Origin of the sequence: Streptomyces sp. NBC_01571 (genome assembly GCF_026339875.1) — a bacterium.
Taxonomy (GTDB): domain Bacteria; phylum Actinomycetota; class Actinomycetes; order Streptomycetales; family Streptomycetaceae; genus Streptomyces.
In genome coordinates, this window is record NZ_JAPEPZ010000007.1 from 1 (window position 1) to 20,375 (window position 20,375).

The 20,375-nt window shown below is 70.8% G+C and carries 18 protein-coding genes and 2 pseudogenes; 9 read left to right on the top strand and 11 right to left on the bottom strand.

Going from position 1 to position 20,375, the window contains the following annotated elements; genetic code table 11:
* A partial coding sequence (locus OHB41_RS50965) for a hypothetical protein (protein WP_266709489.1) occupies positions 1-727 on the bottom strand: 727 nt, incomplete at its 3' end.
* An 898-nt stretch (positions 728-1,625) separates the two neighbouring features.
* Here OHB41_RS50965 and OHB41_RS50970 point away from each other — a divergent pair.
* Together OHB41_RS50970 and OHB41_RS50975 are read left to right on the top strand one after the other, a co-directional pair.
* On the top strand, positions 1,626-1,841 hold the full coding sequence (locus OHB41_RS50970) for a hypothetical protein (protein ID WP_266709491.1): 216 nt from the start codon (positions 1,626-1,628) through the stop codon (positions 1,839-1,841).
* A 147-nt stretch (positions 1,842-1,988) separates the two neighbouring features.
* On the top strand, positions 1,989-3,377 hold the full coding sequence (locus tag OHB41_RS50975; protein WP_266640015.1) for an IS1380 family transposase: 1,389 nt from the start codon (positions 1,989-1,991) through the stop codon (positions 3,375-3,377).
* A 366-nt stretch (positions 3,378-3,743) separates the two neighbouring features.
* Here the strand turns inward: OHB41_RS50975 and tpg are convergent.
* Positions 3,744-4,145, bottom strand: a pseudogene (gene tpg / locus OHB41_RS50980) (telomere-protecting terminal protein Tpg); the annotation flags it as partial.
* A gap of 404 nt (positions 4,146-4,549) precedes the next feature.
* On the opposite strand from tpg, the gene OHB41_RS50985 reads away from it, so the two are divergent.
* The 5 genes and pseudogenes from OHB41_RS50985 to OHB41_RS51005 all read left to right on the top strand — a co-directional run bounded on the left by OHB41_RS50985 (position 4,550) and on the right by OHB41_RS51005 (position 10,763).
* Positions 4,550-6,952, top strand: coding sequence for a PEP-utilizing enzyme (locus OHB41_RS50985; RefSeq protein ID WP_266709496.1), 2,403 nt, complete (start codon positions 4,550-4,552; stop codon positions 6,950-6,952).
* The gene (locus OHB41_RS50990; RefSeq protein ID WP_266709498.1) at positions 6,949-7,608 is read left to right on the top strand and encodes a gamma-glutamyl-gamma-aminobutyrate hydrolase family protein; all 660 of its coding nucleotides are present in this window, start codon (positions 6,949-6,951) and stop codon (positions 7,606-7,608) included. The genes OHB41_RS50985 and OHB41_RS50990 overlap by 4 nt, the downstream gene beginning before the upstream one ends.
* 20 nt (positions 7,609-7,628) lie before the next feature.
* The gene (locus OHB41_RS50995; RefSeq protein WP_266709500.1) at positions 7,629-8,441 is read left to right on the top strand and encodes a phosphocholine cytidylyltransferase family protein; all 813 of its coding nucleotides are present in this window, start codon (positions 7,629-7,631) and stop codon (positions 8,439-8,441) included.
* Positions 8,434-8,613, top strand: a pseudogene (locus OHB41_RS52905) (Mur ligase domain-containing protein); the annotation flags it as partial. The gene OHB41_RS50995 and the pseudogene OHB41_RS52905, both read left to right, overlap by 8 nt.
* A 1,208-nt stretch (positions 8,614-9,821) precedes the next feature.
* Positions 9,822-10,763, top strand: coding sequence for an NUDIX domain-containing protein (locus OHB41_RS51005; RefSeq protein ID WP_266709504.1), 942 nt, complete (start codon positions 9,822-9,824; stop codon positions 10,761-10,763).
* Here the strand turns inward: OHB41_RS51005 and OHB41_RS51010 are convergent.
* A complete protein-coding gene (locus tag OHB41_RS51010) occupies positions 10,756-12,087 on the bottom strand; it encodes a UDP-N-acetylmuramate--L-alanine ligase (protein WP_266709506.1) in 1,332 nt (443 codons plus the stop codon). The two genes, OHB41_RS51005 and OHB41_RS51010, sit on opposite strands and share 8 nt — an antisense overlap.
* A 529-nt stretch (positions 12,088-12,616) precedes the next feature.
* Between OHB41_RS51010 and OHB41_RS51015 the strand changes: the two genes are divergently transcribed.
* A complete protein-coding gene (locus tag OHB41_RS51015) occupies positions 12,617-13,417 on the top strand; it encodes a ParA family protein (protein ID WP_266709508.1) in 801 nt (266 codons plus the stop codon).
* The gene (locus OHB41_RS51020) at positions 13,414-14,334 is read left to right on the top strand and encodes a hypothetical protein (RefSeq protein WP_266709510.1); all 921 of its coding nucleotides are present in this window, start codon (positions 13,414-13,416) and stop codon (positions 14,332-14,334) included. The genes OHB41_RS51015 and OHB41_RS51020 overlap by 4 nt, the downstream gene beginning before the upstream one ends.
* 195 nt (positions 14,335-14,529) lie before the next feature.
* Here the strand turns inward: OHB41_RS51020 and OHB41_RS51025 are convergent, their stop codons facing one another.
* The 8 genes from OHB41_RS51025 to OHB41_RS51060 all read right to left on the bottom strand — a co-directional run bounded on the left by OHB41_RS51025 (position 14,530) and on the right by OHB41_RS51060 (position 20,375).
* Positions 14,530-15,627 carry a hypothetical protein gene (locus tag OHB41_RS51025; RefSeq protein WP_266709511.1) on the bottom strand — a complete coding sequence of 366 codons (1,098 nt, stop codon included), beginning with the start codon at positions 15,625-15,627 and terminating at the stop codon, positions 14,530-14,532.
* On the bottom strand, positions 15,542-16,489 hold the full coding sequence (locus tag OHB41_RS51030; RefSeq protein WP_266709512.1) for a phosphotransferase: 948 nt from the start codon (positions 16,487-16,489) through the stop codon (positions 15,542-15,544). The genes OHB41_RS51025 and OHB41_RS51030 overlap by 86 nt, the downstream gene beginning before the upstream one ends.
* Entirely contained in the window at positions 16,489-17,640 is a 1,152-nt protein-coding gene (locus OHB41_RS51035) for a hypothetical protein (protein ID WP_266709513.1), read from the bottom strand. The genes OHB41_RS51030 and OHB41_RS51035 overlap by 1 nt, the downstream gene beginning before the upstream one ends.
* A gap of 12 nt (positions 17,641-17,652) precedes the next feature.
* Positions 17,653-18,312, bottom strand: coding sequence for a histidine phosphatase family protein (locus tag OHB41_RS51040; protein ID WP_266709514.1), 660 nt, complete (start codon positions 18,310-18,312; stop codon positions 17,653-17,655).
* Between the two features lie 83 nt (positions 18,313-18,395).
* Positions 18,396-18,572, bottom strand: coding sequence for a DUF8839 family protein (locus OHB41_RS51045; protein WP_266709516.1), 177 nt, complete (start codon positions 18,570-18,572; stop codon positions 18,396-18,398).
* A complete protein-coding gene (locus OHB41_RS51050) occupies positions 18,572-19,033 on the bottom strand; it encodes a hypothetical protein (protein ID WP_266709518.1) in 462 nt (153 codons plus the stop codon). Before OHB41_RS51050 ends, OHB41_RS51045 begins: the two co-directional genes overlap by 1 nt.
* Positions 19,034-19,043: 10 nt before the next feature.
* Positions 19,044-19,532: a hypothetical protein gene (locus OHB41_RS51055; protein WP_266709519.1), complete on the bottom strand. Its 489-nt coding sequence runs from the start codon at positions 19,530-19,532 to the stop codon at positions 19,044-19,046.
* A 3-nt stretch (positions 19,533-19,535) separates the two neighbouring features.
* Positions 19,536-20,375 (bottom strand): Lsr2 family DNA-binding protein, encoded by an 840-nt coding sequence (locus tag OHB41_RS51060; RefSeq protein ID WP_266709520.1) that lies wholly within the window; start codon positions 20,373-20,375, stop codon positions 19,536-19,538.

Consider the following 20,375-nt stretch of genomic DNA (forward strand, 5'->3'; position numbering starts at 1 on the left):
CCCCACCACCCCACAACCAGCCCCCACACAACCCCACCCCACCACCGGCCCACCACCCCCACCCGACACACCCACCACCACCCACCAACCACCCACCCAGAACACACCCGACCAGCCACCCCCACACCACCCGCAACCGAAACCGCACCAGCCCCAGCGCCGACGCCGGGGCCAGCAGGCCGAGGAAACCCAACAAGACCGCCCGAAGCACCGCAAAATTAAGTGGACGGATGAACTGATCCTGGCCGCCATCGACGCGTGGCGCGACAGCGAACGCCCCGACGAAGAAAACTGCACCAAAATCCCCCCAAAGGGGGGCATGGTGCGCGTCCGTATCCCGAACACCGGCAGGTGCGAACGTGTCCCCATTGGTACGAAAATAAAACAACTGATAAGTGTGGGTGTGGAATACGCATCTCCCTACCTGATCGAGGGACTGGAAGAGCGCAACATCCACATGGAGGAAGTGGACGGCTTCCACAGGATTGTCCGCCAGGCAGGCCAAACACGTCGACACGAGTGGCCGATCGAACAGTTTGTGGCCGGTCTCCTGCACTGGCGAAGCGAAGACCGCAGCAATACACTCCCCAAACCGCGAAACACGGCGGTTCTTGCCGTTCCTGGCAGCGACACCCCTTCCACCGTCCCCATCGGCAAAATTCTGTACAATATGCTGCGCGGCCAAAGAAAGCTGGCGGAGGCCGATATCGCCCTGCTGCGACAGCACGGCATTCACCTGTCGGAACCCGACAATGACGGCCGTCGCAGACTCCTGCAAAACCCTGCACCGACCGCCTCCGGCAGCGGGACCGGGCCTGACCCGGAAGCCCAGCCACGCCACACACACCAGGACGGCACCGACCAGCCCCGGCGCCAGCGCCGGCGCCGGGACCAGCAGGCCGAGGAAACCCAACAAGACGCAGGCCCGCCTCCGCAGCCCGACAAATCCGCCCGACGCCGCCGCGCGCCCACCCCCACCTCGCCCCCACCGGTCCGAAAGCGGCCCCGCCCCACCCCCGCAGGCACCCCTCGCCACTCCGTCCCGCAAGGCGCCCCCACCCCACAGCCCGCGCAGCAGCCAGCCGCCGAGACCAGCCGCCCCGGCACCACCACACCGGAACAAGAACAGCAACAGGACCCGGCACGCGACGCGGCGACCTGGCCCGGCGACCACGCCGACGAGCCAGCCGGACAGGACCCCGAAGGCCTCGGCGACAAGCCCGCCGCGCACCCTGCCACAGGCCCGACACACGAGAGCGAGGAGAGCACAACAAGGACGGCCGGCACACCGCCCGCCGACGGCCCGCCCCCGCCCCCGCACACGGCCACCCGCGCAGCCCCTCCCGCAGGCACGCCCGCAGACACCGGCACCGCAGAGCATCAAGCCATGTCGGTGGAGGACTACATCCTGGACCAGATGAGAGGCCGGCCCCGAACCGCCGAGTAATTGTCAAAACGTGTGGATCAGTTGAGGCGGTTCATACACGGCAGCTGTAGACAGCTCTGTCGGTGTTCGTCACGGCTGGTCAGCGGTGTGACGGGGGTGGCAGCGGGCGCGAGGTCGGCCGCCTTGATCATGACGTGGACTGACACGACATCAGAACGAGACGGCCGCATCGGTCACGGTGGACCATGAAGGCCACGACCTCGCGTTGGAGGGTTTGCCGGCCTCGGTGGCCGGCTGTTTCGCCCGCTCCGAAACCCGGGAGACGTTCGCGCGGATGGCTCGGGCCATGCTGATGGAGCTCGAGGACGTCAACTGCTGGAACCTGGCCGAAGCGATCTCGCCGACACCACACCATGATCAGCCCCGCAGCTATCTACAGCTGCCGTGTCGATGAGCGTGACGTGCTCGACCTCCCCTCAGCCCGGATCCACCGGCTGATGCCTGTGGATAGTTCTTCCGGAAACGAAGAAGTGCCTTGCGACCTGCGATGATGGGGTTTCTCTAGGACCACATCAGGCACGATCAGCAAGGCACTTCCGAGATGCAATCTTCCCATGCCGCGGCGGCGGTCTCATCCGCGTTTGATGATCCGAACCTGATCGCGTACGGCGGGCTGGAGCCGGTGGTGCGGCTGGCCGAGCGGTGCGGTCTGCCGGCTCTGGCCGGGGAGCACATCCGTCTGCCGGCCTCGAAGGACGGCACCGGTGCCTTCCCCGCGGCGAAGCTGATGTCGCTGGTGGGCGGCATGGTCGCGGGCGCCGACAGCATCGAGGACATGGACCGGCTGCGGCACGGCGCGATGGGCCGCCTGTTCTGCGGAGTGCGGGCCCCCTCCACGCTGGGGTCGTTCCTGCGCTCCTTCACGCACGGGCATGTGAAGCAACTGCACGCCGTGGCCCGCCGGTTCCTGCCCGAACTGGCCCGTCACACCCCACTGCTGCCCGGCGCGGACCAGGCCGCCTACGTGGACATCGACGACACCATCCGCCGCACCTACGGCTACGCCAAACAAGGCACCGGGTACGGATACAGCAAGGTCAAGGGCCTGAACGCACTGCTCGGTATCGTCTCCACACCCCTGTCCGCCCCCGTGATCGCCGCCACCAGGCTGCGCAAAGGGCCCTCGAACTCCGCACGCGGGGCGGCGGCGTTCGTGGCCGAGACCATCCGCACCGCCCGTGCCTGCGGCGCCAGTGGCCTGCTGGTGATGCGCGCGGACTCCGCGTTCTACGGCGCCGACGTCATCAATGCCTGCCGGACGCTGGGCGCCCGTTTCTCGGTCACGGTGCGGATGAACGCTTCCGTCAAGGCCGCCATCGCCCGCATCGACGAGGACGCCTGGACGCCGATCAAATACCCCAAGGCGGTCTGGGACGAGGAGGGCCAGTGCTGGATCTCCGACGCCGAGATAGCCGAGGTCCCCTACACCGCCTTCACTTCCAAACCGAAGAAGCAGCAGGTCACCGCCCGTCTGATCGTACGCCGCGTCAAACGCCTGAACGCCGGTGGCGTCCCCGCCGGGCAGGGCACGCTCTTCGATACCTGGCGCTACCACGCCGCGTTCACCGACTCCCCACTCTCCTTGGCCGATGCCGAGCGCGATCACCGACGGCACGCTGTCGTCGAGCAGGTGATCGCCGATGTCAAGAACAGCGCCTTCGCCCACGCGCCGTCCGGTCATTTCCAGGCCAATGCCGCCTGGCTCGCCCTGGCAGCCCTGGCACACAACCTCACCCGCGCCGCCGGCGCCCTGGCCTCCACGTTCCACGCCAAAGCGACCACCGCCACCATCCGTGACCACCTGATCAACGTGCCCGCCCGCCTGGCCCGCTCCGCCCGCCGCCTCACCCTGCACCTGCCCGAACGCTGGCCCTGGAGGGAGGACTTCGCCCAGCTCTTCAGCATCGTGCACGCACCACCAGTCCTCTGACGCTCCCTGACCGACCTGCCCGAATGGGCCCGAGACCCGTGGACAAAGTGGAAGAGCTGGGCAGACCAGCGGCCGCCCCATGCCCGAATCCGCAACTCAGCCCCGACACAGCCTGCACGACCCCGAAACGATCAACCCGGAATCAAGCCGGTGGATCCGGGCTCAGGAACCCGGGAAGCCGCCCTCAACGAGTTGGCCTTCCACGCGTCGGCCCAGCTCCCTGCCGACGCGCCTTTGGGTGCACACGAGGCGGCGGTGCGAACGGCGGCAAACTGCAAGCAGGCACTCGCCCGTCTCCTGCCGCTCCTCGAGACACCCTCGTAGGCCAGAGCAGTGAGCCGGTGGCCGGGACCGGTCGGATGGTTGCTACAGGTCGAAGTCGAGCTGTTCGACGTCGGTGAACTCCACCATCAGGCCCTGGGCGCGGCGGCCGCCGTCGCGGAAGTACGTCTCCCCGAGGCCTTCGGCGGTGATCGCGCGCAGCTCGTTCTCGCCTGCGCCGGCAGCCTGGGCGTCTGGGAGGCGGGCGGCCCAGGCGGGTGGCAGGGCGAGGGTGAGATGGCGCAGGCGGGCGTCGTCGGTGGTGCCGGGGGCGGCGGTGAACCCGAACCGGGCCCGGGTGTCGATGATGATGCCCGTGGTGGTGGCGGCCTGTCGGCGGGCCTGTTCGCGGACGCGGGGCTGCCAGCGGGCGCGGACGGCGTCCGCCAGGCGCCCGGCGAGCTCCGGGCGGGGCCGGCGGATCTGGTCTTTGACGTACCGTTCGACCCTGTTGCCCATTCGGGTTGTGGGCTGACAGCGGCTTGATTGTGCTGGCACGGTTGGTGCTGCGGCCGGTTCCTTCCTGATCCCCGGTCGCGGGGTGGGAGTGGTCGTGTCGTTGGAGCCGCGGTCGTGGCCGGAGCCGGATCCCGTGGTGACGCGGGCGGTCCGGGCGAAGAACTACGGACGCGCGGTGCCGTTGCCGGTGGCGGTGCGCGACCGGCTCGGGGAACTGTTCCCGGACGAGGAGTTCGCGGCTGCCATCCGAGGCTCTACGGCGGGCCTTCCTTGGCTGGCACGGGGTCGGCGTGTGGACCGGCCAGTCGGCGCAGGGCCGGGCGTACAGCTTCGGGCCAATGGCCCTTCGGGCACACACACGGTGCGTGGAGAGCGGGTGCGTCCCGACGGGTATGAGCGCGGCCGCGGTGGCTCGGCACCTGGTGGCGCAGCACCGGGTGCCGCTGGCCGGGCCACGGCCGGGGCTGGTTCCCTGGCAGGTCGGCGAGATGCGGGCGCGGCTGCTCCTGGGCGGCAAGGACGTATCGCTGCGGAGGCTGGCGCCGCTGCTGGCCGGGGTCCGGGTGGACGCTGGGCTGTCGGTGCTCTGGCAGCGGTGGGAGCAGGATTCCCACCAGGTCATCGCCGAGGTGTCCGCCCAGTACCCGGGGCGGGCGGTGATCGTTCGGTCCTGCTCGGACGGAGAGGACGGGTGGGAGCAGTCGGGTGCGGGCGCTTACCTGAGCGTGCCCGTGCCCATGCCCGCGGCCCCCGGCGCGATCGCCGACGCGGTGCGGGAGGTGTTCGCCTCTTACTGTGCCCACGGGCCTGACGCCCGGGTCCTGGTCCAGGAGTGGCTGGATCCGGTGCAGGCGGCCGGGGTGGTCACCACCCGGACTTTGGCGGGCGCCCCGTACTACACGGCGACCCTCGATCTGGTCTCGGGCCGCACGGACACTGTGACCGCGGGGACGGCCCAGGGGGCACAGACCTGGTACGTACGGCGCCCACAGGGCCGTGTGCGCGGGCCTCGGCCCGGTATGCCGTCTGCCGGGCGGCAGTTGCTGGACGCGGCTGTAGAGACCGAGCGGTGCGCGGGGACAAGCCGTCTCGATGTGGAGCTCGCGCTCGCCGACGGTGCGGTGCACCTGCTCCAGGCCCGTCCGCTGGCGGCAGCACGAGCTGTCGGGGACGAGCGTGTGCACGCGATGGTCGACGCCGCACAGCGTCAGCTCGCCGACTTGGCCGGCCGTCGGGCTCTCGCCCCGGGTGGGCCCGGGGTGGTGTTGTCGACGATGGCGGACTGGAACCCGGCCGAGATGCTCGGCCGCCGCCCATCCCCGCTGGCCGCATCGCTGTACGCCGCGCTGATCACCGACCGGACCTGGGCCGAACAGCGCGCCGCCTACGGCTACCGGGATCTGCGGGGCACCCGGCTGATGCACATGGTTGCGGGATCCCCGTACGTCGACGCGCTCGCGAGTCTCGCCTCGTTCGTCCCGGCCGGGTTGGACGAGCCCCTTGCGGCCGCGGTGCTACGGGCGATGGGCGAGCGGCTGGTGACGGATCCGGGGGCGCACGACAAGGTCGAATTCGAGATCGCGGCGACGTGCTGGACTCCGCGGGTCGCGGACCGGACGGCATACCTGGCCGGGGCTGGGATCGGCAGCAGCGCGCGGCGGCGGCTGCACGAGCAGCTGCTGGCCGTCACGCGCGGCGGGGTCCAGCGTCTCTTGGACGATGCCGCGTGGCTGGAGCAAGCGGCCGCACCCACGCGGGCTGACGCCGGCGCGGGGCGGCTCGCGGCGACGCTGAACGGAGCCCGGACGGCGGCGTTGAGGTTCGCGCACCTGGCCCGGGCGGGATTCGTGGCCACCGACCTGCTGCGTGTCCTGGAGGCAGAGGGGCTGGCCGACCGTCGAGAGGAGTGGATGCACGGTCTGGGCACCCCGGCCGCGGCGCTGCGGCGCGACGCCTGCGAGGTCACGGTCGGGCGGCTGGACTGGGAGGCGTTCGTGGACCGCTACCGGTGGATCCGGCCGGGCACGTACGACCTGGCTGTGCCCGCATACGGCGACGACCCGGAGGGCTACCTGCGGCCCTTGCTCACCGTCCCTTGGGACGAGCCGAGCGCGGCCGCGGCGCCGTGGAGCGGCAGGAACTCCGGTGCAGTCACGCGCGCGGTGGCGCCGCTGGGGCTGGACGCGAACGGGCTGGAAGCGTTCTGCCGCGCCGGGATCACCGGCCGGGAGTACGGCAAGGCGCTGTACGCGCAGTGGGTCAGTGCGGTGCTGGAGGCCGCTCGCGCCCACGGCCGGACAAATGGGCTGCCCAGCGGGGACGTCCGGTTCCTGCGCATCGGTGACCTTCTCGCGGGCGCCCCGGGCCGGTGGCCGGGCCTGGTCACCCGGCGCCGGGCGAACGCCGCGGTGTGCGCCCTCGTTGAACTGCCTGACCTGGTCACCGCTCCGCAGGCGCTCGACTGCTTCGTGCGGGGGCCGGGCCGGGCCAATTTCGTCACCAGCGGGCAGGCCTCCGGGCCCGTGCACACCAACCCGGCCCCGTCGTATCCACCCCCGCCCGGGGTGGTGATCGTTCTGGAGGCGGCCGACCCGGGATACGACTGGGTCTTCGCCCACCGGCCCGGGGCTCTGGTCACCGCCTACGGCGGCGCCAACTCCCATATGGCGATCCGGTGCGCCGAACTCGGCGTCCCGGCCGCGATCGGCGTCGGCACAGCCACCCACGCCCTGGTGGCCGCGGCCCGCTCGGTGGCCGTGGACGCGGCGGCCGGGCGTGTGGACGTGCTGTCGTGACCCGGCCGGGCGGCTGGATCGCCGTCACCCAGCGGCGGGTGCGGTTCGCCGAGCGCGGCGAGGAGGGCGACTACCTGGACGCGCGGTGGATGCCGCTGCTGGCCGGTCACCGGGTGGCGCTGGTGCCCAACGACGTCGGCGCGGCCCGCGCGCTGCTGGCCGGGCTGCCGTTGACCGCGATCGTCCTGTCCGGCGGCAACGACCTACCATCCGCCCCGGGCGCCACCGACCACGCGCCGACCCGCGACGCGGTCGAGGACTGGCTGCTCCACCACGCCGAACAACACGGCACCACGGTCATCGGGATCTGTCGCGGAGCGCAAGCGATCGCGATGCGTGCCGGTGCCCGTCTGACCGACGACGCACCACGGCACGCCGGAACCCGGCACCAGGTCACCGCCGTTCGAGCCACTGCGTGGAGCTGGCCGGCAGCGTTCACCGTGACCTCCCACCACCGCCACGTCCTGCCCACCGGCTCCTGGCCCGCCGTGCTGCCGGTGATCGCCGTAGCCGACGGCGGCGACACCGTGGAGGCGTTCACCCACGCATGTCTGCCCTGGTGGGGGCTGATGTGGCACCCCGAGCGTGAGCAGCCGCCGGGGCCCGCGACCCGCGCCCTGTCCCACCTGCTCACGCACGCTCCCCAATCCGTCTGACCCGAGAGGGGCGTCTCGTCATGCGCGCTGTCATCCTTGCTGCGGGCCGGGGCTCACGCCTGGGCTCCCTGAGCGACTCCCGTCCGAAACCGCTGCTGCCGCTCGCCGGGGTTCCGCTGCTGACCCGGCTCCTGCACAGCCTCAACGCGGCCGGGTGCGACCCGGTCACGCTCGTCACCGGCTACCGTCCGGCCGAACTGGCCGCCCACGCCAGCGGCGCCCGCACCGTGCACAACCCCCGCTGGGAGCACACCAGCATCGCCGCCAGCCTCCTGGCCGCCGCCGACGCGGGAGCCCTCGACCACGGCGCCGTCATCACCTACGGGGACATCGTCGTGGAACCCCGCGTGTTCGCCGCCCTGCTCGCGGCGCCCGCTGCGGACGTGTGCCTCCCGGTGAACACCGGGTGGCTGACGCTGTGGCAGGCCCGGATGAGCGATCCGCTCGACGACTGCGAGCGGATCCTGATCGACCCGCAGGGGCTGCTGGTGGACATCGGCGGCACCCCGGCCGCACTGGACGAGGTCCATGCCCAGTTCATGGGCATCCTGCGTCTCAGCGCCGCCGGTGCCGCTGACCTCACCGGCTTCTACCGCCGATCCCTGCACACGGACACGGCCGCGGCCCGGTGGGACACCACCGCCCTGCTTGCCGCCTGGCTCGCGGCCGGCGGCCGCGCGACGACCGTGCCCGTCGACGGCGGCTGGCTGGAGATCGACACCGCCCACGACCGGGACATCTACGAGCACCTGCACACCGCCGGACAACTCACCGGCCTGTGCGACCTGGCCACCACCCTGCCCACCGACCAAGGAGACACCACCCATGCCTGACACCCTGCGCCCGCTCGCCGGTCGGCACGTCCACTTCAACGGCATCGGCGGCAAGGGCATCGCCCCCGCCGCCGCCCTCGCCCACCAGGCCCAGATGCGCGTCACCGGCGACGACCTCGAACCCAACCACCGCACCCACGCCTTCGCCGCCGAAGGCATCAACGTCACCCTTGGCACCAATACCGTCCCCGAGGGCGCCGAGTACCTCGTCGCCACCGGCGCTCTCCCGCGCCAGTCGAGCGGCCCACAGCCGATGGCCCGCCTGGAGTTCGTCCAGCACCTCCTGGCCGCCCACGACAAGAAGCTGATCGCGGTTGCCGGATCTCTCGGCAAGTCCACCGCCGCCGCCCTGCTCCACCAGATCCTCAGCCCGCTGGACCCCTCCGCTTACATCGGCGCCGACGTCCCCGGACTGTTCTGCGGCGGCCAGCTCGCGGCCGGTGAGTGGGCCGTCGTCGAGGCGTGCGAGTACCAGGGCGCCTACCGGGCACTCACCCCGGAAATCGTCATCGCCCTGAACCTGGTCCAAAACCACGAGGACCTCTTCGGACCCGGCACCGCCGGGTTCGAGCGCAGCCTCGCCGCCTTCCTCACCGAGACGTCCACCCCGCCGAGCATGGTCGTGCTCCCCGACGACGTCGCCGCCCTGCTCACCCCGCGCCTTACCGGAACGGCGGGAATGACGGTGCAGACCGTGGGCGAGGACGCCGACTGGAACGTCGACGTCACCTCCATCGACCCCACCGGCACCACGTTCCGCCTCGCCCAGCACGGCACCTACGCCGGCACATGGACCGTTCCCGCCCCGGGCCGTCACCTGGTCACCGCCGCCGCCTGCTCCCTGGTCACCTCCCTGCACCTGGGCGTCAGCCACGCCGACAGCGCCGAGGCACTCGTCGGCTTCCGGCTCCCGCGCCGCCGGATGAGCACCATGCACCACGACGACCGGCTGGTCCTCGTCGATGACAACGCGCGCCAGCCCGGCCAGGCCGCCGCCCTCCTCCAGGCCCTGCGCCAGGCCCACCCCGACCGGCACCTCGTCATTGCCGTCGCCCCCTGGGGCCGCAAGAACCGGCGCGACCTCGCCGCATGGGCGCTCGGCCTGTCCGAGGCGGACACCGTGTGGATCCTGCCCGTCGGTGACGCCGCAGTCCCCGGCGGTGAAGCGCCCGACGCCGATGCCCGTCTCGCCGAACTGATCCGTCTGGAGGGCACCCCCGCCTACACCGTCCGCCCTGACGGCGATCTGCCACTCCCGGCCGGCCCGGACACCACGGCCCTGCTGGTGGCCACCGCCGGGTACGACGGGAGTCTGAAAACTTTCTCCGCCCTGCACGACCAGACCATCGCCCGCTTCGGCGCCGACCCCGCCCCGGCCGCATGAGCCGCGGCACCCTCACCCTGCTCGCGGCCCGGGCAGACGGCAGCGTCACCATCGGCCCCGATGACTCCCCGCCCACCACCACCCTGACAACCGGGAGCAATCTCGACACAGCCGTACACGCCATGAACGACGCCCTCCGTCTCGACCCCGGCGCCACGCTCCTGGCCGTCGCCGACACCACGACCCAAGGACTCGTTCATCACGTCGCGTGGCACGGGACTCTCCCAGCTTCCTGGAACCCGCCTGCCCCGTGGCGGACGGTCCCCTTCGGCGAGGTCCTGGCGACGCTTGCTCCCACGGTCGCCGGGCGGCTGAGGGCAGCGAGCCGCGCCGGCATCCTCGGCAAGAGGACTGTGCATCTCCACGACGGCCTTCGTCCCGGCGCTCGGCCGACCAAGTCCGAACGCACGGCCGCCCAGTTCACCTGGCACGCCCGAACACCCACCGCCGAGGAGGACGAGCGGGTGCGGCAGGTGTGGGGGTGGCTGACCGACGCGTGCGGCAGGGTCCTGGTCGTCGTCGACCGCCACGGCGCCCCCGGTCTGCCCGGCGGCTGTCCCGAGCCCGGCGAGAGCCGGTCCGCCACTCTGGCCCGGGAGACCCTGGAGGAAGCCGCCGCCCACCACGGACAGCCTGCCGTCCTCGGCTTCCAGCACGTCACCGAGGCCGGGCGCGCACCGTACCTGCAACTGCGGATGACCGCGCCGCTCCTGGACGTCGGGCCCGCCGCACCCGATCCGGACAACGGGGAGATCTACCAGCGCGTCCTTGTCCCCGCCGCCCAGGCAAACCTGCTGCTCGGCTGGGGCCCGGAAGGCGACGCCCAAGCCGCCGCCGTCGCCTCGGCGTTCCCGCGGGCACACGACTGCGCCCTCCGGCACGTCCCCGAACACGGGTGGATGCCGGAGGGCGCATGCCAGGCGGGAAGCGTCAGCTGATCAGGGCCTCGGCGGAGGCGTTGACGTCGCCGGCGCCGATCAGCATCACCACGTCGGCGTCGGCGGCCTCGTCCAGCAGCAGCCGGACGAGGTCCGCCCGGCCGGGCGACATCCGCGTCTGCGGCGCCCGGCCGGCGACGTCGGCAACGAGCTGTTCGGCGACGTGCGTCCACTCCTCGGGGATCTCCCGGGCCGGGTAAACCGGCTCGACCCATGCGAGGTCCGCTGCGGCCAGCGCGTCAAGGAACTGGGCCTGGAACTGCTCGGTCCGGGAGAACAGGTGCGGCTGGAACACCGCCAGAACCCGGCCCTCACCCGCGACCTGCCGGGCCGCGGCCAGCGCCGCCGCCACCTCAGCGGGATGGTGGGCGTAGTCGTCGTACACCCGCGCACCCCCCGCAGTCCGGCCGCGCAGCTCGAACCGCCGCGCCAGCCCGGGGAAGGTCAGCAGCGCCGCCCGGATCTCCTCGGGTACACACCCCCGGGTGAGGGCGACCTCTACGACCAGAGCGGCGTTGTGAAGCTGGTGTTCACCCGGCTGGTTGACCTCGTAGTCCTCGCCGTGGAGGCGGAACCGCATCGGCTCACCGTCGACCAGCTCCGGCCGCACGAGGGTCATCCCGGTCACGAACGGCCCAAGGTGCTCGGCGGCCTGGGCGGAGACGATCGCGGTCTTCGCGCTGGTGGCGAACTCTCCCAGCACCTTCGCGACGTCGGTGATGTCCTGGTAGGCGCCGGTGTCCCCGACATGATCGAGGTCGACATTGGTGACGACCGCGGTGTTCACGCGGTAGCTCAGCAGGCTCCTGTCGGACTCATCCGCCTCGATCACCAGCGTGCCGCCCGTGCCGGCCGCCGCGTGCACCCCCGGCGGACGCAGCAGCGCGCCCACCACGTAGCTCGGATCCTGCCCGCAGGTGGTCAGAACGTGCGCGAGGAGCGCGGCGGTGGACGACTTGCCGTGCGCGCCACCGACCGCGATCGTCTCGTGCAGCGCCGTGAACTCGGTCAGCAACACGGAGCGGTGCAGCTCCCTCAAGCCCCGACGGCGGGCCTCCACCCGCTCGACGTTGTCGGACCGTACCGCGCCGGAGAACACGACCTCGGCCGGGGCATCGGGGACGTTCGCTGGGTCGTGGCCGACGACCACACCGCCCACGCCGTTCCGGACCAGGGACTCGGTGTAGATCGTCTTCTTGGCGTCGCTGCCGGTGACGTGCGCGCCCAACTCCCGGGCCACAAGGGCCAGTCCGGACATACCGCAGCCCCCGATTCCGATGAAGTGAAGACGACGACCGGCTAAAGGCTTAGGGGCATCTGGCATAGCCCGGATTCTAGCGGCGCGCCCCTTACCTCCGGCGGAGGTCTACGCACCTGTTTCGTAACCGCAGCGTCGTACATGGCACCCTCGGCGAGGCCGTCGGCCATGCTGAGCAGGCTCACCAGGTTCACGTCGCCGCGCTGGCGGGGCGGGGCAGTTCGTCGGGGTAGCTCTCCAGCGGTTCCAGGGGGTTCGTGCAGGTCGGTCTCAAGGTTCCTCCCCGTGCCAGGTGCCACCGCCCCCGATTCTCAGTCCGGGTCGCCGGAACTCGCGACACGGCCCGAGCAGTGGAGCGAGGTGATGCGGGCGCTCTACGGCGACGAACTGACTCCGTCGTGCGAATGCTGCGCTGACCGGCTCAAGTGCACACCAGTGTCAGCAACTTGGGGTCTCGTTGCTGACAACGGGGTGCGTCGAAGTCACCGTCGTTGATGCTCGTTCGTGTTGTCAGGTGCCGGTCGCCCCTAGATTCCGGGCTTCCTGTCGATACTCTTCCCTCCGTGACTTGGGCGTATCGACTGAAGGTTCTGACATGAGCAGAGTGCTGGCGGTGTACAGCGAGAAGGGCGGTGTGGGCAAAAGCGCCCTATCCGCGGGCCTTGTTGCGGCCGCACGGAAACGGAAGCTCGGTGTCATCGCGGGGGACCTCGATCCGCGAGGAACCTTCACGGCAGAGCTGGGCATTTCCACCGACGAGGCTCCGGCATTCTCCATGAACGACCTGCTGGCGCTGGATCCGCAGGGAGAGACCGGCCTGGCCGCGGATGCGTTCGCCGAAGCTGGGAAGGCTTGGTCAGGCGTGCAGGTCATCGCTGCGGAGCGGGCTCTCGCGAACCGGGAGACAGACAACGTGGCTGTCGGCCTGGAGTTCCGGCTGCGCCTGGGTCTAAAGGGCGTAATCGGGCCGGACATGGTCGGCGTTCTGGACCTGCCGCCTCGAGCCGGCGGGAAGCTGGTGACGTCTGCTCTCGTGGCGGCCACCGACGTGCTCATCCCGGCGACGCTGGACGAGGACGGCCGTATCGGCGCAGCGGAAGCGCTGAACACGATCAAGCTCGTCAAGGACTTGGGCATGAACCCGGACTTGAGGGTGGTCGGGATCATCCCTTCGATAGTGCCGGGCGGCCGCAGCACGCTGAAGGACGCCATAGGGGAGTTCCTGGCGGACACCTACGGGTCTCTCTATCGGGACGACCTGGTGATCCCCCGCCACTCGGTGCGCCAGCAGACACGGTTCGCATGTGTGCCGATCACCGATGCGTCGGGCCGTGAGGCGCAGGCACTCAGCGAGGCATACGACCGGATCCTTACGGCGTCAGGAGTGGAAGCGTGAGCGGCAACAAGCTGATCAAGGCGGGCAACAGCCGTCTGAAGAAGGCTGCGGACGCGTCCGTGGACCCAGCAGTCCCAGCTGAGCTGCAAAAGCGCGCAGCGTCGGACGTCGCGAAGCAGGATTCGGTCGACGGCCGGGAGTCCAGCGTCTTCGCTCGTGGCCGTGTTCTCAGTGGCGGCGACATCACTGGCACTCCTGAGGAGCAGTTGGCGTACGTCACCGAGCGGCTGCACGAGATCGACCTCGCCGGTAAGCGTGCCGAGGACTTCACCGTCCTGAACAAGGCGGTGCTGCTGGAGGTCTCCCAGGAGCGCGAGTTGCACCTGGTGGCTGGCCACACCAACTTCTCACTGTGGGCGGCGGGCGTACTCGAAGTCGAGCCGAAGTACGTGTTCGAGCTACTGCAGGACGCGGCACGTATCCGGGCCGTCAGCGAACTGGGGCCCGATCTCGCGCAGCACCTGACGCGGGCGTCGGCCCGCAAGGTGATGGCGGAGGTGATCGCCATCCAGGGCCTGGAGGCTGCTCAGGCTGTGGTGAGCGAGGCCTTGGCGCAGGCTGCGGAGCAGGGCAGGAAGCGGCCGACTGCCTCACTGCTTGCCTCGATCGCGAAGGACCTGACCACGCCGTCGATTCCTGCGCAGGAGCAGAGGTCAGAAATTTCTGACCTTCCGACGGCACCACCGGCACCTGCCGCGATCACGGCCCTTGAGCGTGCGACCGCGTCACTCAAAGAGCGTGTCTACTTGCCTTTGGCGCCAGCTGCGGTACAGGCCGCCCTGGAAGCCGACCCGGCCGCGACTCGCGAGCATCTGGAGCGCTTGGAAACCGAGATGCAGCGTGTCGTGAAGCGGCTTGCCGCTGCCCACCGTGCCGGTGCCGCAGCCTCGGAGCAGACCGGAGCCGCCACCAACTGAGAGTTAGCAGCAGAGGTCAGAAATTCTGACCTCCCGCCCTCGGTCGCGACGCCTGGAACACAAAAAGGCCCGCACCCCCTGCACGTACGCGGGGAGTGCGGGCCTTCACCGTGCTCGGTCGTACGCCGCGTCACTGTCGGGGTTCTGGATGTTCCGCCAGCCGTGAAGGTGGGCCATGGACACCATGCGCATGGCTCAGCGGGTCAGGTTGGCGAGGAAGGACGCGGCTGCCGACCATGGGGTCAGTTCGATGCCGAAGCCGCTGTGTGCGTCGGGTCCTTGGATGTGGACCAGTCGGCCGGAGAGGTAGACGACGTCGCCGGTGCGGAATGCCCCGGTGTACGCACCGAGGTAGGAGCGGAGGTGGGTGATCCGGCGCGCGAACACGGATGGTTCGTCGACCGTTGACTCGGTGACGGTGTCCACCTCGATTCCGTAGAGCGCCGGCGTGACCAGGCCCTCGGAGTGATCCGTGATCCGGGCGAGGACGGAGATCGCCCCTACCTCTTTGGCAACCACTCCGGCGAACGTCTTGTCGCCGTCGGCCCTCAGTGGCTCACAGTTGATGTGCGCCCCCGCACCGGCTGTCAGGCCCTGAAGTTTGCGGGCCTCCTGGCGCATGAGCGCGTCGAAGCTTCCTCCCACCATGTACTTGGCGCGCCGCACGTAGAGCCGGGTGAGGGTCTCGCCCTCGTAGGGGTGGATGAGGGCGCGTTCGGCGAACAGTGCTTGCGCCGCTTCGTAGCCGCGCGGCCCGTAGCAGACGAGGTCGATGTCGGAGCGGGCGTTGCAGGCGCCGACCAGGAAGGACCCGGTCACGCCGATGACGTCCGCGGCGCCGGCTGCGACGATCCACTTGATGATGGCGATCAGGTCTTCGCTGACCGCTGTTTGGTCCAGGAGGCCGGGGGCCTGGTGCAGTGCGGTGAGGGTCTGGCGGCAGGAGTAGTGGGTGACGATGTCCTCGCGGGGCACGCCGGTGATGACGCACCCCACGGCGGGGGAGTAGATGTAGCACTCGGGCCGGTCGGCGAGGATCCCGAACGCTTTGGACACGACGCTGTTCTGCCGGTACGTGCGGCCGAACAGCACCCGGTCGCCGCGGGCGTCCGGGTAGTACTTGACGTATCCGAGGAAGTGCGTGCCGGGGTGGACGTCGCCGATGACTTTGAAGATGACCCCGGAGCGGTCCAGGAGGTAGTCGCGGTCACGGATGGTCGCCAGCGCGGTGCCCAGCGGCGAAGTCGTTGAGGCTGGGGAAGAGGGCGGTATCGACCGTCCCGGTGCGCTCATGCTGCTCGAGTCCCTTCGTGAAGAGGTGACGGCGGTACTGCCACTTCAGGTGCTTGTCCGTGCGGGAGGGGTCGGTGGGCCGCATCAGGGCGAGGAAGAACAGGGCCTTGACGAGCAGGTAGGCGCCCAGGTTCTGGCTGACCGGCTGTCCGGTTGCGTTCAGGCTCGCGTCGTCCAGCGCTGCGAGGTAGCGGCGCCGCTGGCCGGGGCTGGCGGTGTAGCCCTTGTTGCCGCCCTTGAAGGCGATGATTTCCAGGGCAGGAAGGACGTCGTATCCGAGTGGCACGAGGCCGTGGTGCTGCCAGTCGATGACTCCGGCCGACAGGACGTTGGGCAGGCCGTAGTCGAGGTGGCCGGCCACCAGCGGGACCGTGCCCAGGCGGTCCAGCGCGTGATCGAGCGCGGCGTGCGTGCGGGTGTTGTCCAGGTCGGGGTTCTCCTGGAAGACGTTCTGGGTGAACCCGGCGCTGTCCAGCCACTGCCGCAACGCGCCGGGCGTGGGCTGGACAAGATGGGCGGCCTGGGCGAGCAGCAGCCGGGCGGCGACCTGCCCGGCGGTGTCGACGATGTCGTCGTGCAGGTCGCGGCTGCCGTCCAGTGACGCCACCGCACGGTCGTGGAGGGTCTGGTCGCCCAGGGATTCCTCCACGACGTAGTAGTGGCCGTCGTCAGTGAAGCCCTCCTCCAGGACGTGCGGCACCGGGTAGTCCAGGTCTGCGATCCGGCGCTGGAATGCGGCCTCCCCTTGGAGCTCGGCTCCGCCGGTACGCCGGTAGCGCGTGTTGTCGGCGGAGACGTACACCGCGCCGTCGGCGGCGGTCCGCTTCTTGACGAACCGCCAGCCGTTCTCGTTCTCGTTCATCAGCTCGCTCCTTCCGGCTCCTTGGCGGAACCGTGGGTGACCGGGTACTCGGGGATGGCCCGGGACAGGGTCCGGACGTCCATGACCCAGCGCATATCACCGGCCGCGACGCTGCGCCGCAGTTCGGCGGGGACGTCACTCCCGGGTGTGTCGGGCCGGGCCAGGTGGGCGCGGCGCCAGAATTTCAGGAGGCCCGGGAGTTGTGCCGCGGTGATGCCCGCCCGGAGGTGCAGTGAGCACAGTGGCAGGAACCAGGTGAGGAACAGCTCTCGTAGCGCCGGGTTGACGCGGTGTACCTCGCACAGCCGCTGCAGCGTCGCGGTGTCGTCGTACGGGATGCGCCCGTGCAGCGCGTACCGCAGCCGTGTTCCGTCGTGCCGCCGGAAGGGGGCCCCGTAGGCGGCGACGTTCGCTGCGGCGTTCTCGGTGACCGTCATCACCGGCTGCCCGGCGTTGGACCGGGCGGCGGCGGCCAGCACGGCGATGTGCAGGCCGGCCCGCGGGTCCAGGACCAGGCCGTCGAGCCCGAGCGGCGCGAGGCTGATGCCGTGGTCGCGAGTGCGGGAGAGGATCAGTCGCTGAGGGACGTTCTGGGCGATGGTCAGCAGATGTCCTGGTGGCCGGGCCTGGTGGGCGTGGAAGTCATCGCGGGCGAGCACTGGTGTGCCTGGGGCCCGGTCCCAGACCAGCAGCCGCCGGGTGTGAGACCGGGAGCCCTGGTGCCCGCACGCCCGGCAGGCGTGGGCGACGGCGCCGGTCATGTGACCGCAGCGGGCGCAGAGATGGACTGCGGTGGGAACGACCGCCAGGGCGCCTTCCCGCAGGAGGCGTTCGGTCATCTCCAGCGCGAGGGCAGCCACGATGGGCGCGGTGTCGGTGAGAACGCCACCGGCCGGGGCCGCGCCCGGCGCGTACTTGGCGGCGATCGCGCGTTCCTCCCGCTCCTGCCGGCCGACGGTCTCCCGGTCGGGGGCGTCACGGTGGCGAAGGTCTCCGGCCAGAGTGACGGTGTTCCACAGATGCGGGACCGGCCCGGCGTCAAGGAGGGTGTTGAGCGCTTCGGCCGCGCGGATACCGGCCGCCTTGCCCGGTCGTTCGGCGAAGGTGAAGGGGCCGTTCTGCACGGGCCCGTTGATGTACAGGACGTTCATGGCCGCCTCTCCTCAGCAGTCCGGTTCGGCGGTGCCGCGGGCGTGGAACAGGCCGTCGACCTGTTCGTAGAGCAGGACGGCGGCGTTGGGTGTCTTGCGCGCACGGGCTTCGTCGACCAGTTCGGTCACCGGCCGGCGCTCCAGGACTGCGCGCAGCGCGAGGATCGCGGTGTGGTGCGTGAACGCCACGACATCCGTCGCGGGCGCGGTGTGCAGGCCGTCGATGAACGCCGTGGCCCGCCGCAGGACTCCGGAGGCGAGGGACTCTCCGTCATCGCCGGGGGGCGTCCACAGGTGCTTGCGGGTCTGTCGGTCCTCCGCCCCCTCGGGATAGGTGGCATACAGCTCTCGTTTGGTCATGTAGGTGGCCGCGCCGTAGTGCTGCTCGTTGAGGAGTTCGGTCACCTCAAGGGGCAGGCCGGGCAGAGCAAGCGCGGCGGTGTCCCGGGCGCGGCGGTACTGCGAAGTGCGGACCGCCGGGTCGGGTCCGGCCAGGTCCCGCAGCGTCTTGCGCAGCCACAGGCACTGGAGGAAGCCACGGGGCGTCAGGCCGACAACGTCCCGGGACAGCGCATGCGCGGCCGGCCCGGTCCACGGACGGGGATCCTCGTAGAAGCCGGTGTACTTGGTGGCGTTCTCGATGGATTCGGCGTGGCGAACGAGGAAGAGCATCTTCATCCTCTCTGTGAAGGTGTCGTGCCAGACAGCGCCGTGCCCGCACGGGAGGCGGGCACGGCGCTGTATGTACGCGGGTGCTACTGGGGAGTGGTGTCGGCGACTACGAGGAACTGGTCGCTGCCGAGGTCCATCACGACCTGCGCCGGTGTGCCCTGGGCGCGCTGGGCGGCGGCGTACTCGTCGGCGGGCCAGGAGCCGCGGGGGCCGCCGGCGGGGAAGCGCTCCAGGACGGTGCGCGTGGGCTGGTCGGGCATCAGGATGCCTCCTGGTCGGTGAAGGAGAGCTGGAGTGCGGGGCGTGCTGTGCGGGGCGCGGACGGCCGGGGCGGGGCCGGCGGCTCGATGCGCTCGAGGTCGGCGTCGGCGAGGAAGCCGAGCTGTCCGGCGGCGGCCGCGCGGGCGGCGAGGGTGATCGAGCGGGTGATCCGGTGGTGCCCGTGGTCGATGCGCAGGTGGCACAGCTGGCAGGCGGCGAGCAGGTTCTCGTCTCGCACGTCTTCGGGTGTGTGGTTGAGGTGGGCGGTGGTGAGGCCGACCACGGAGCCGGTGTCGGGGTGGATCTGCTCGTGGACGGCCGGGCAGCGGCCGCCCGGGTGCGTCAGGCCGCAGTGGCCCGTGCACTCGCAGCGGCCGCGGGCCCGCTCGAACCGGATCCGCGCGCTGATCTCGTTCCAGTCGCGCGGGTAGCGGTGCTGGTTCTCGGGACGGATGGGCACGGCGGCTCCGCTACTCGCCGCCGGCGGCCTGGCGGTGCTCGAAAGCTTCGAGCAGTTCGCCCAGCTCGTTCGGCTCGGGTGCGGTGCCGACCCACGTGCCCCGCTCGGTGAACACCTCCACGCCGGTGGTGTCGGCGTCGAACCAGCAGACGTACGGCCCGTACCGCTCGATGACCGCCGTGGCGGCGGCGGCCGGGTCGGACAACAGGGGCGCGGTCTCCAGTACGGCGAGCGTGGTGACGACCATCCACATCGGCTCGTCCGGCGTGCGGGGGAGCCGGAGGTAGCCGGTGACACGCAGCTGGTCGCCGGGGACGAGCTCGTGGAGCACGGTGTGCGCGAGCTCCGAGTCGGCGACGCTGCAGGGCAGGATCATCTCGTCCGCGCGCTCGTCCGTCGGGGAGACGGTGAGCCGGAATCGGGCCGTCGATCCGTGCAGGTCGCCGGGCACGGTCTCTTCGTCCAGGTACCCGTCCAGGGCTATCGCGTCGGTGTCCACGGGTCAGCCGGCCTTGCGGACCGGCGCCTGGTGCGCGGCGTCGTACGCCTCCAGGACCGTCTTGCGCATCATGCCCGCGTCGGCGACCTGGTGGCCGTTGGCCCGCGCCCACGTCCTGATGGCGGCGAGCTCCTCGCGGGTGCGGCCGCTGCCCAGGCCCGTACGGATCGGGGTGGGCGCGGTCGCGGCCGCCGTGGTGCGGGTGCCGGCCTTCACGGTGCGCAGCTGCTCCTGCGCCTTCTCCAGTTCGGCCTTGGCCTTGGCGACCTTGTCTTCGGCCTCGCGCTGCGCGGCCTCGCTGTCGCGGCGCTCGGACAGCTCGCAGAGGTCAGCGGTGATGCGGGTGGCGCGGCTGCGGACCGATGCGGCCGGGTGCGCGGCCGCCCAGGCGAGCAGCTTCTGCACCGCGGTGGAGACGGCCAGCGGGATGACCGGCACGTCGATAACCCGGGCGTCGGCGGCCGTGCGGGGCAGTCCGAGGACCTGGTCGGCGATGAGGTCGCTGAGCTCGCTCTCGTTCAGGCCGGTGGCCTCGCGGATGGCCTGCTCGCTGTCGCCGTTGTTGTGCATGGAGATCGCCATGGCCTCGTGCGCGGACAGGGCCGGGGCGGCGGGGGTGCTCGTCATAGTGGGTGCGTCTCCGGATTCCGGGAGGAGGGGGAGCAGAGCGGTGAGGGTGTCCGGGTCGGTGGGCAGCCCGAGGACGTCCAGGAGCAACGCCATGTCGTCCTTGTCGCGGGAGGCGCGGGCGGTGACCCGGGCCGCGGCGGCGAGCTGCTGCGCCGGGGTCGGTTCCAGGGGCAGCGACTCGGCTTCGAGCGCTTCGGTCCAGTCGGTGAACAC

What these genes read in the sequence shown, in the direction of transcription:
- OHB41_RS50975 (WP_266640015.1), top strand. Translation starts at nt 1,989, where the DNA reads ATGCAATCTTCCCATGCCGCGGCGGCGGTCTCATCCGCGTTTGATGAT.
- OHB41_RS50985 (WP_266709496.1), top strand. Translation starts at nt 4,550, where the DNA reads ATGAGCGCGGCCGCGGTGGCTCGGCACCTGGTGGCGCAGCACCGGGTG.
- OHB41_RS50995 (WP_266709500.1), top strand. Translation starts at nt 7,629, where the DNA reads ATGCGCGCTGTCATCCTTGCTGCGGGCCGGGGCTCACGCCTGGGCTCC.
- OHB41_RS51005 (WP_266709504.1), top strand. Translation starts at nt 9,822, where the DNA reads ATGAGCCGCGGCACCCTCACCCTGCTCGCGGCCCGGGCAGACGGCAGC.
- OHB41_RS51010 (WP_266709506.1), bottom strand. Translation starts at nt 12,087, where the DNA reads ATGCCAGATGCCCCTAAGCCTTTAGCCGGTCGTCGTCTTCACTTCATC.
- OHB41_RS51015 (WP_266709508.1), top strand. Translation starts at nt 12,617, where the DNA reads ATGAGCAGAGTGCTGGCGGTGTACAGCGAGAAGGGCGGTGTGGGCAAA.
- OHB41_RS51025 (WP_266709511.1), bottom strand. Translation starts at nt 15,627, where the DNA reads ATGAGCGCACCGGGACGGTCGATACCGCCCTCTTCCCCAGCCTCAACG.
- OHB41_RS51030 (WP_266709512.1), bottom strand. Translation starts at nt 16,489, where the DNA reads ATGAACGAGAACGAGAACGGCTGGCGGTTCGTCAAGAAGCGGACCGCC.
- OHB41_RS51035 (WP_266709513.1), bottom strand. Translation starts at nt 17,640, where the DNA reads ATGAACGTCCTGTACATCAACGGGCCCGTGCAGAACGGCCCCTTCACC.
- OHB41_RS51040 (WP_266709514.1), bottom strand. Translation starts at nt 18,312, where the DNA reads ATGCTCTTCCTCGTTCGCCACGCCGAATCCATCGAGAACGCCACCAAG.
- OHB41_RS51045 (WP_266709516.1), bottom strand. Translation starts at nt 18,572, where the DNA reads ATGCCCGACCAGCCCACGCGCACCGTCCTGGAGCGCTTCCCCGCCGGC.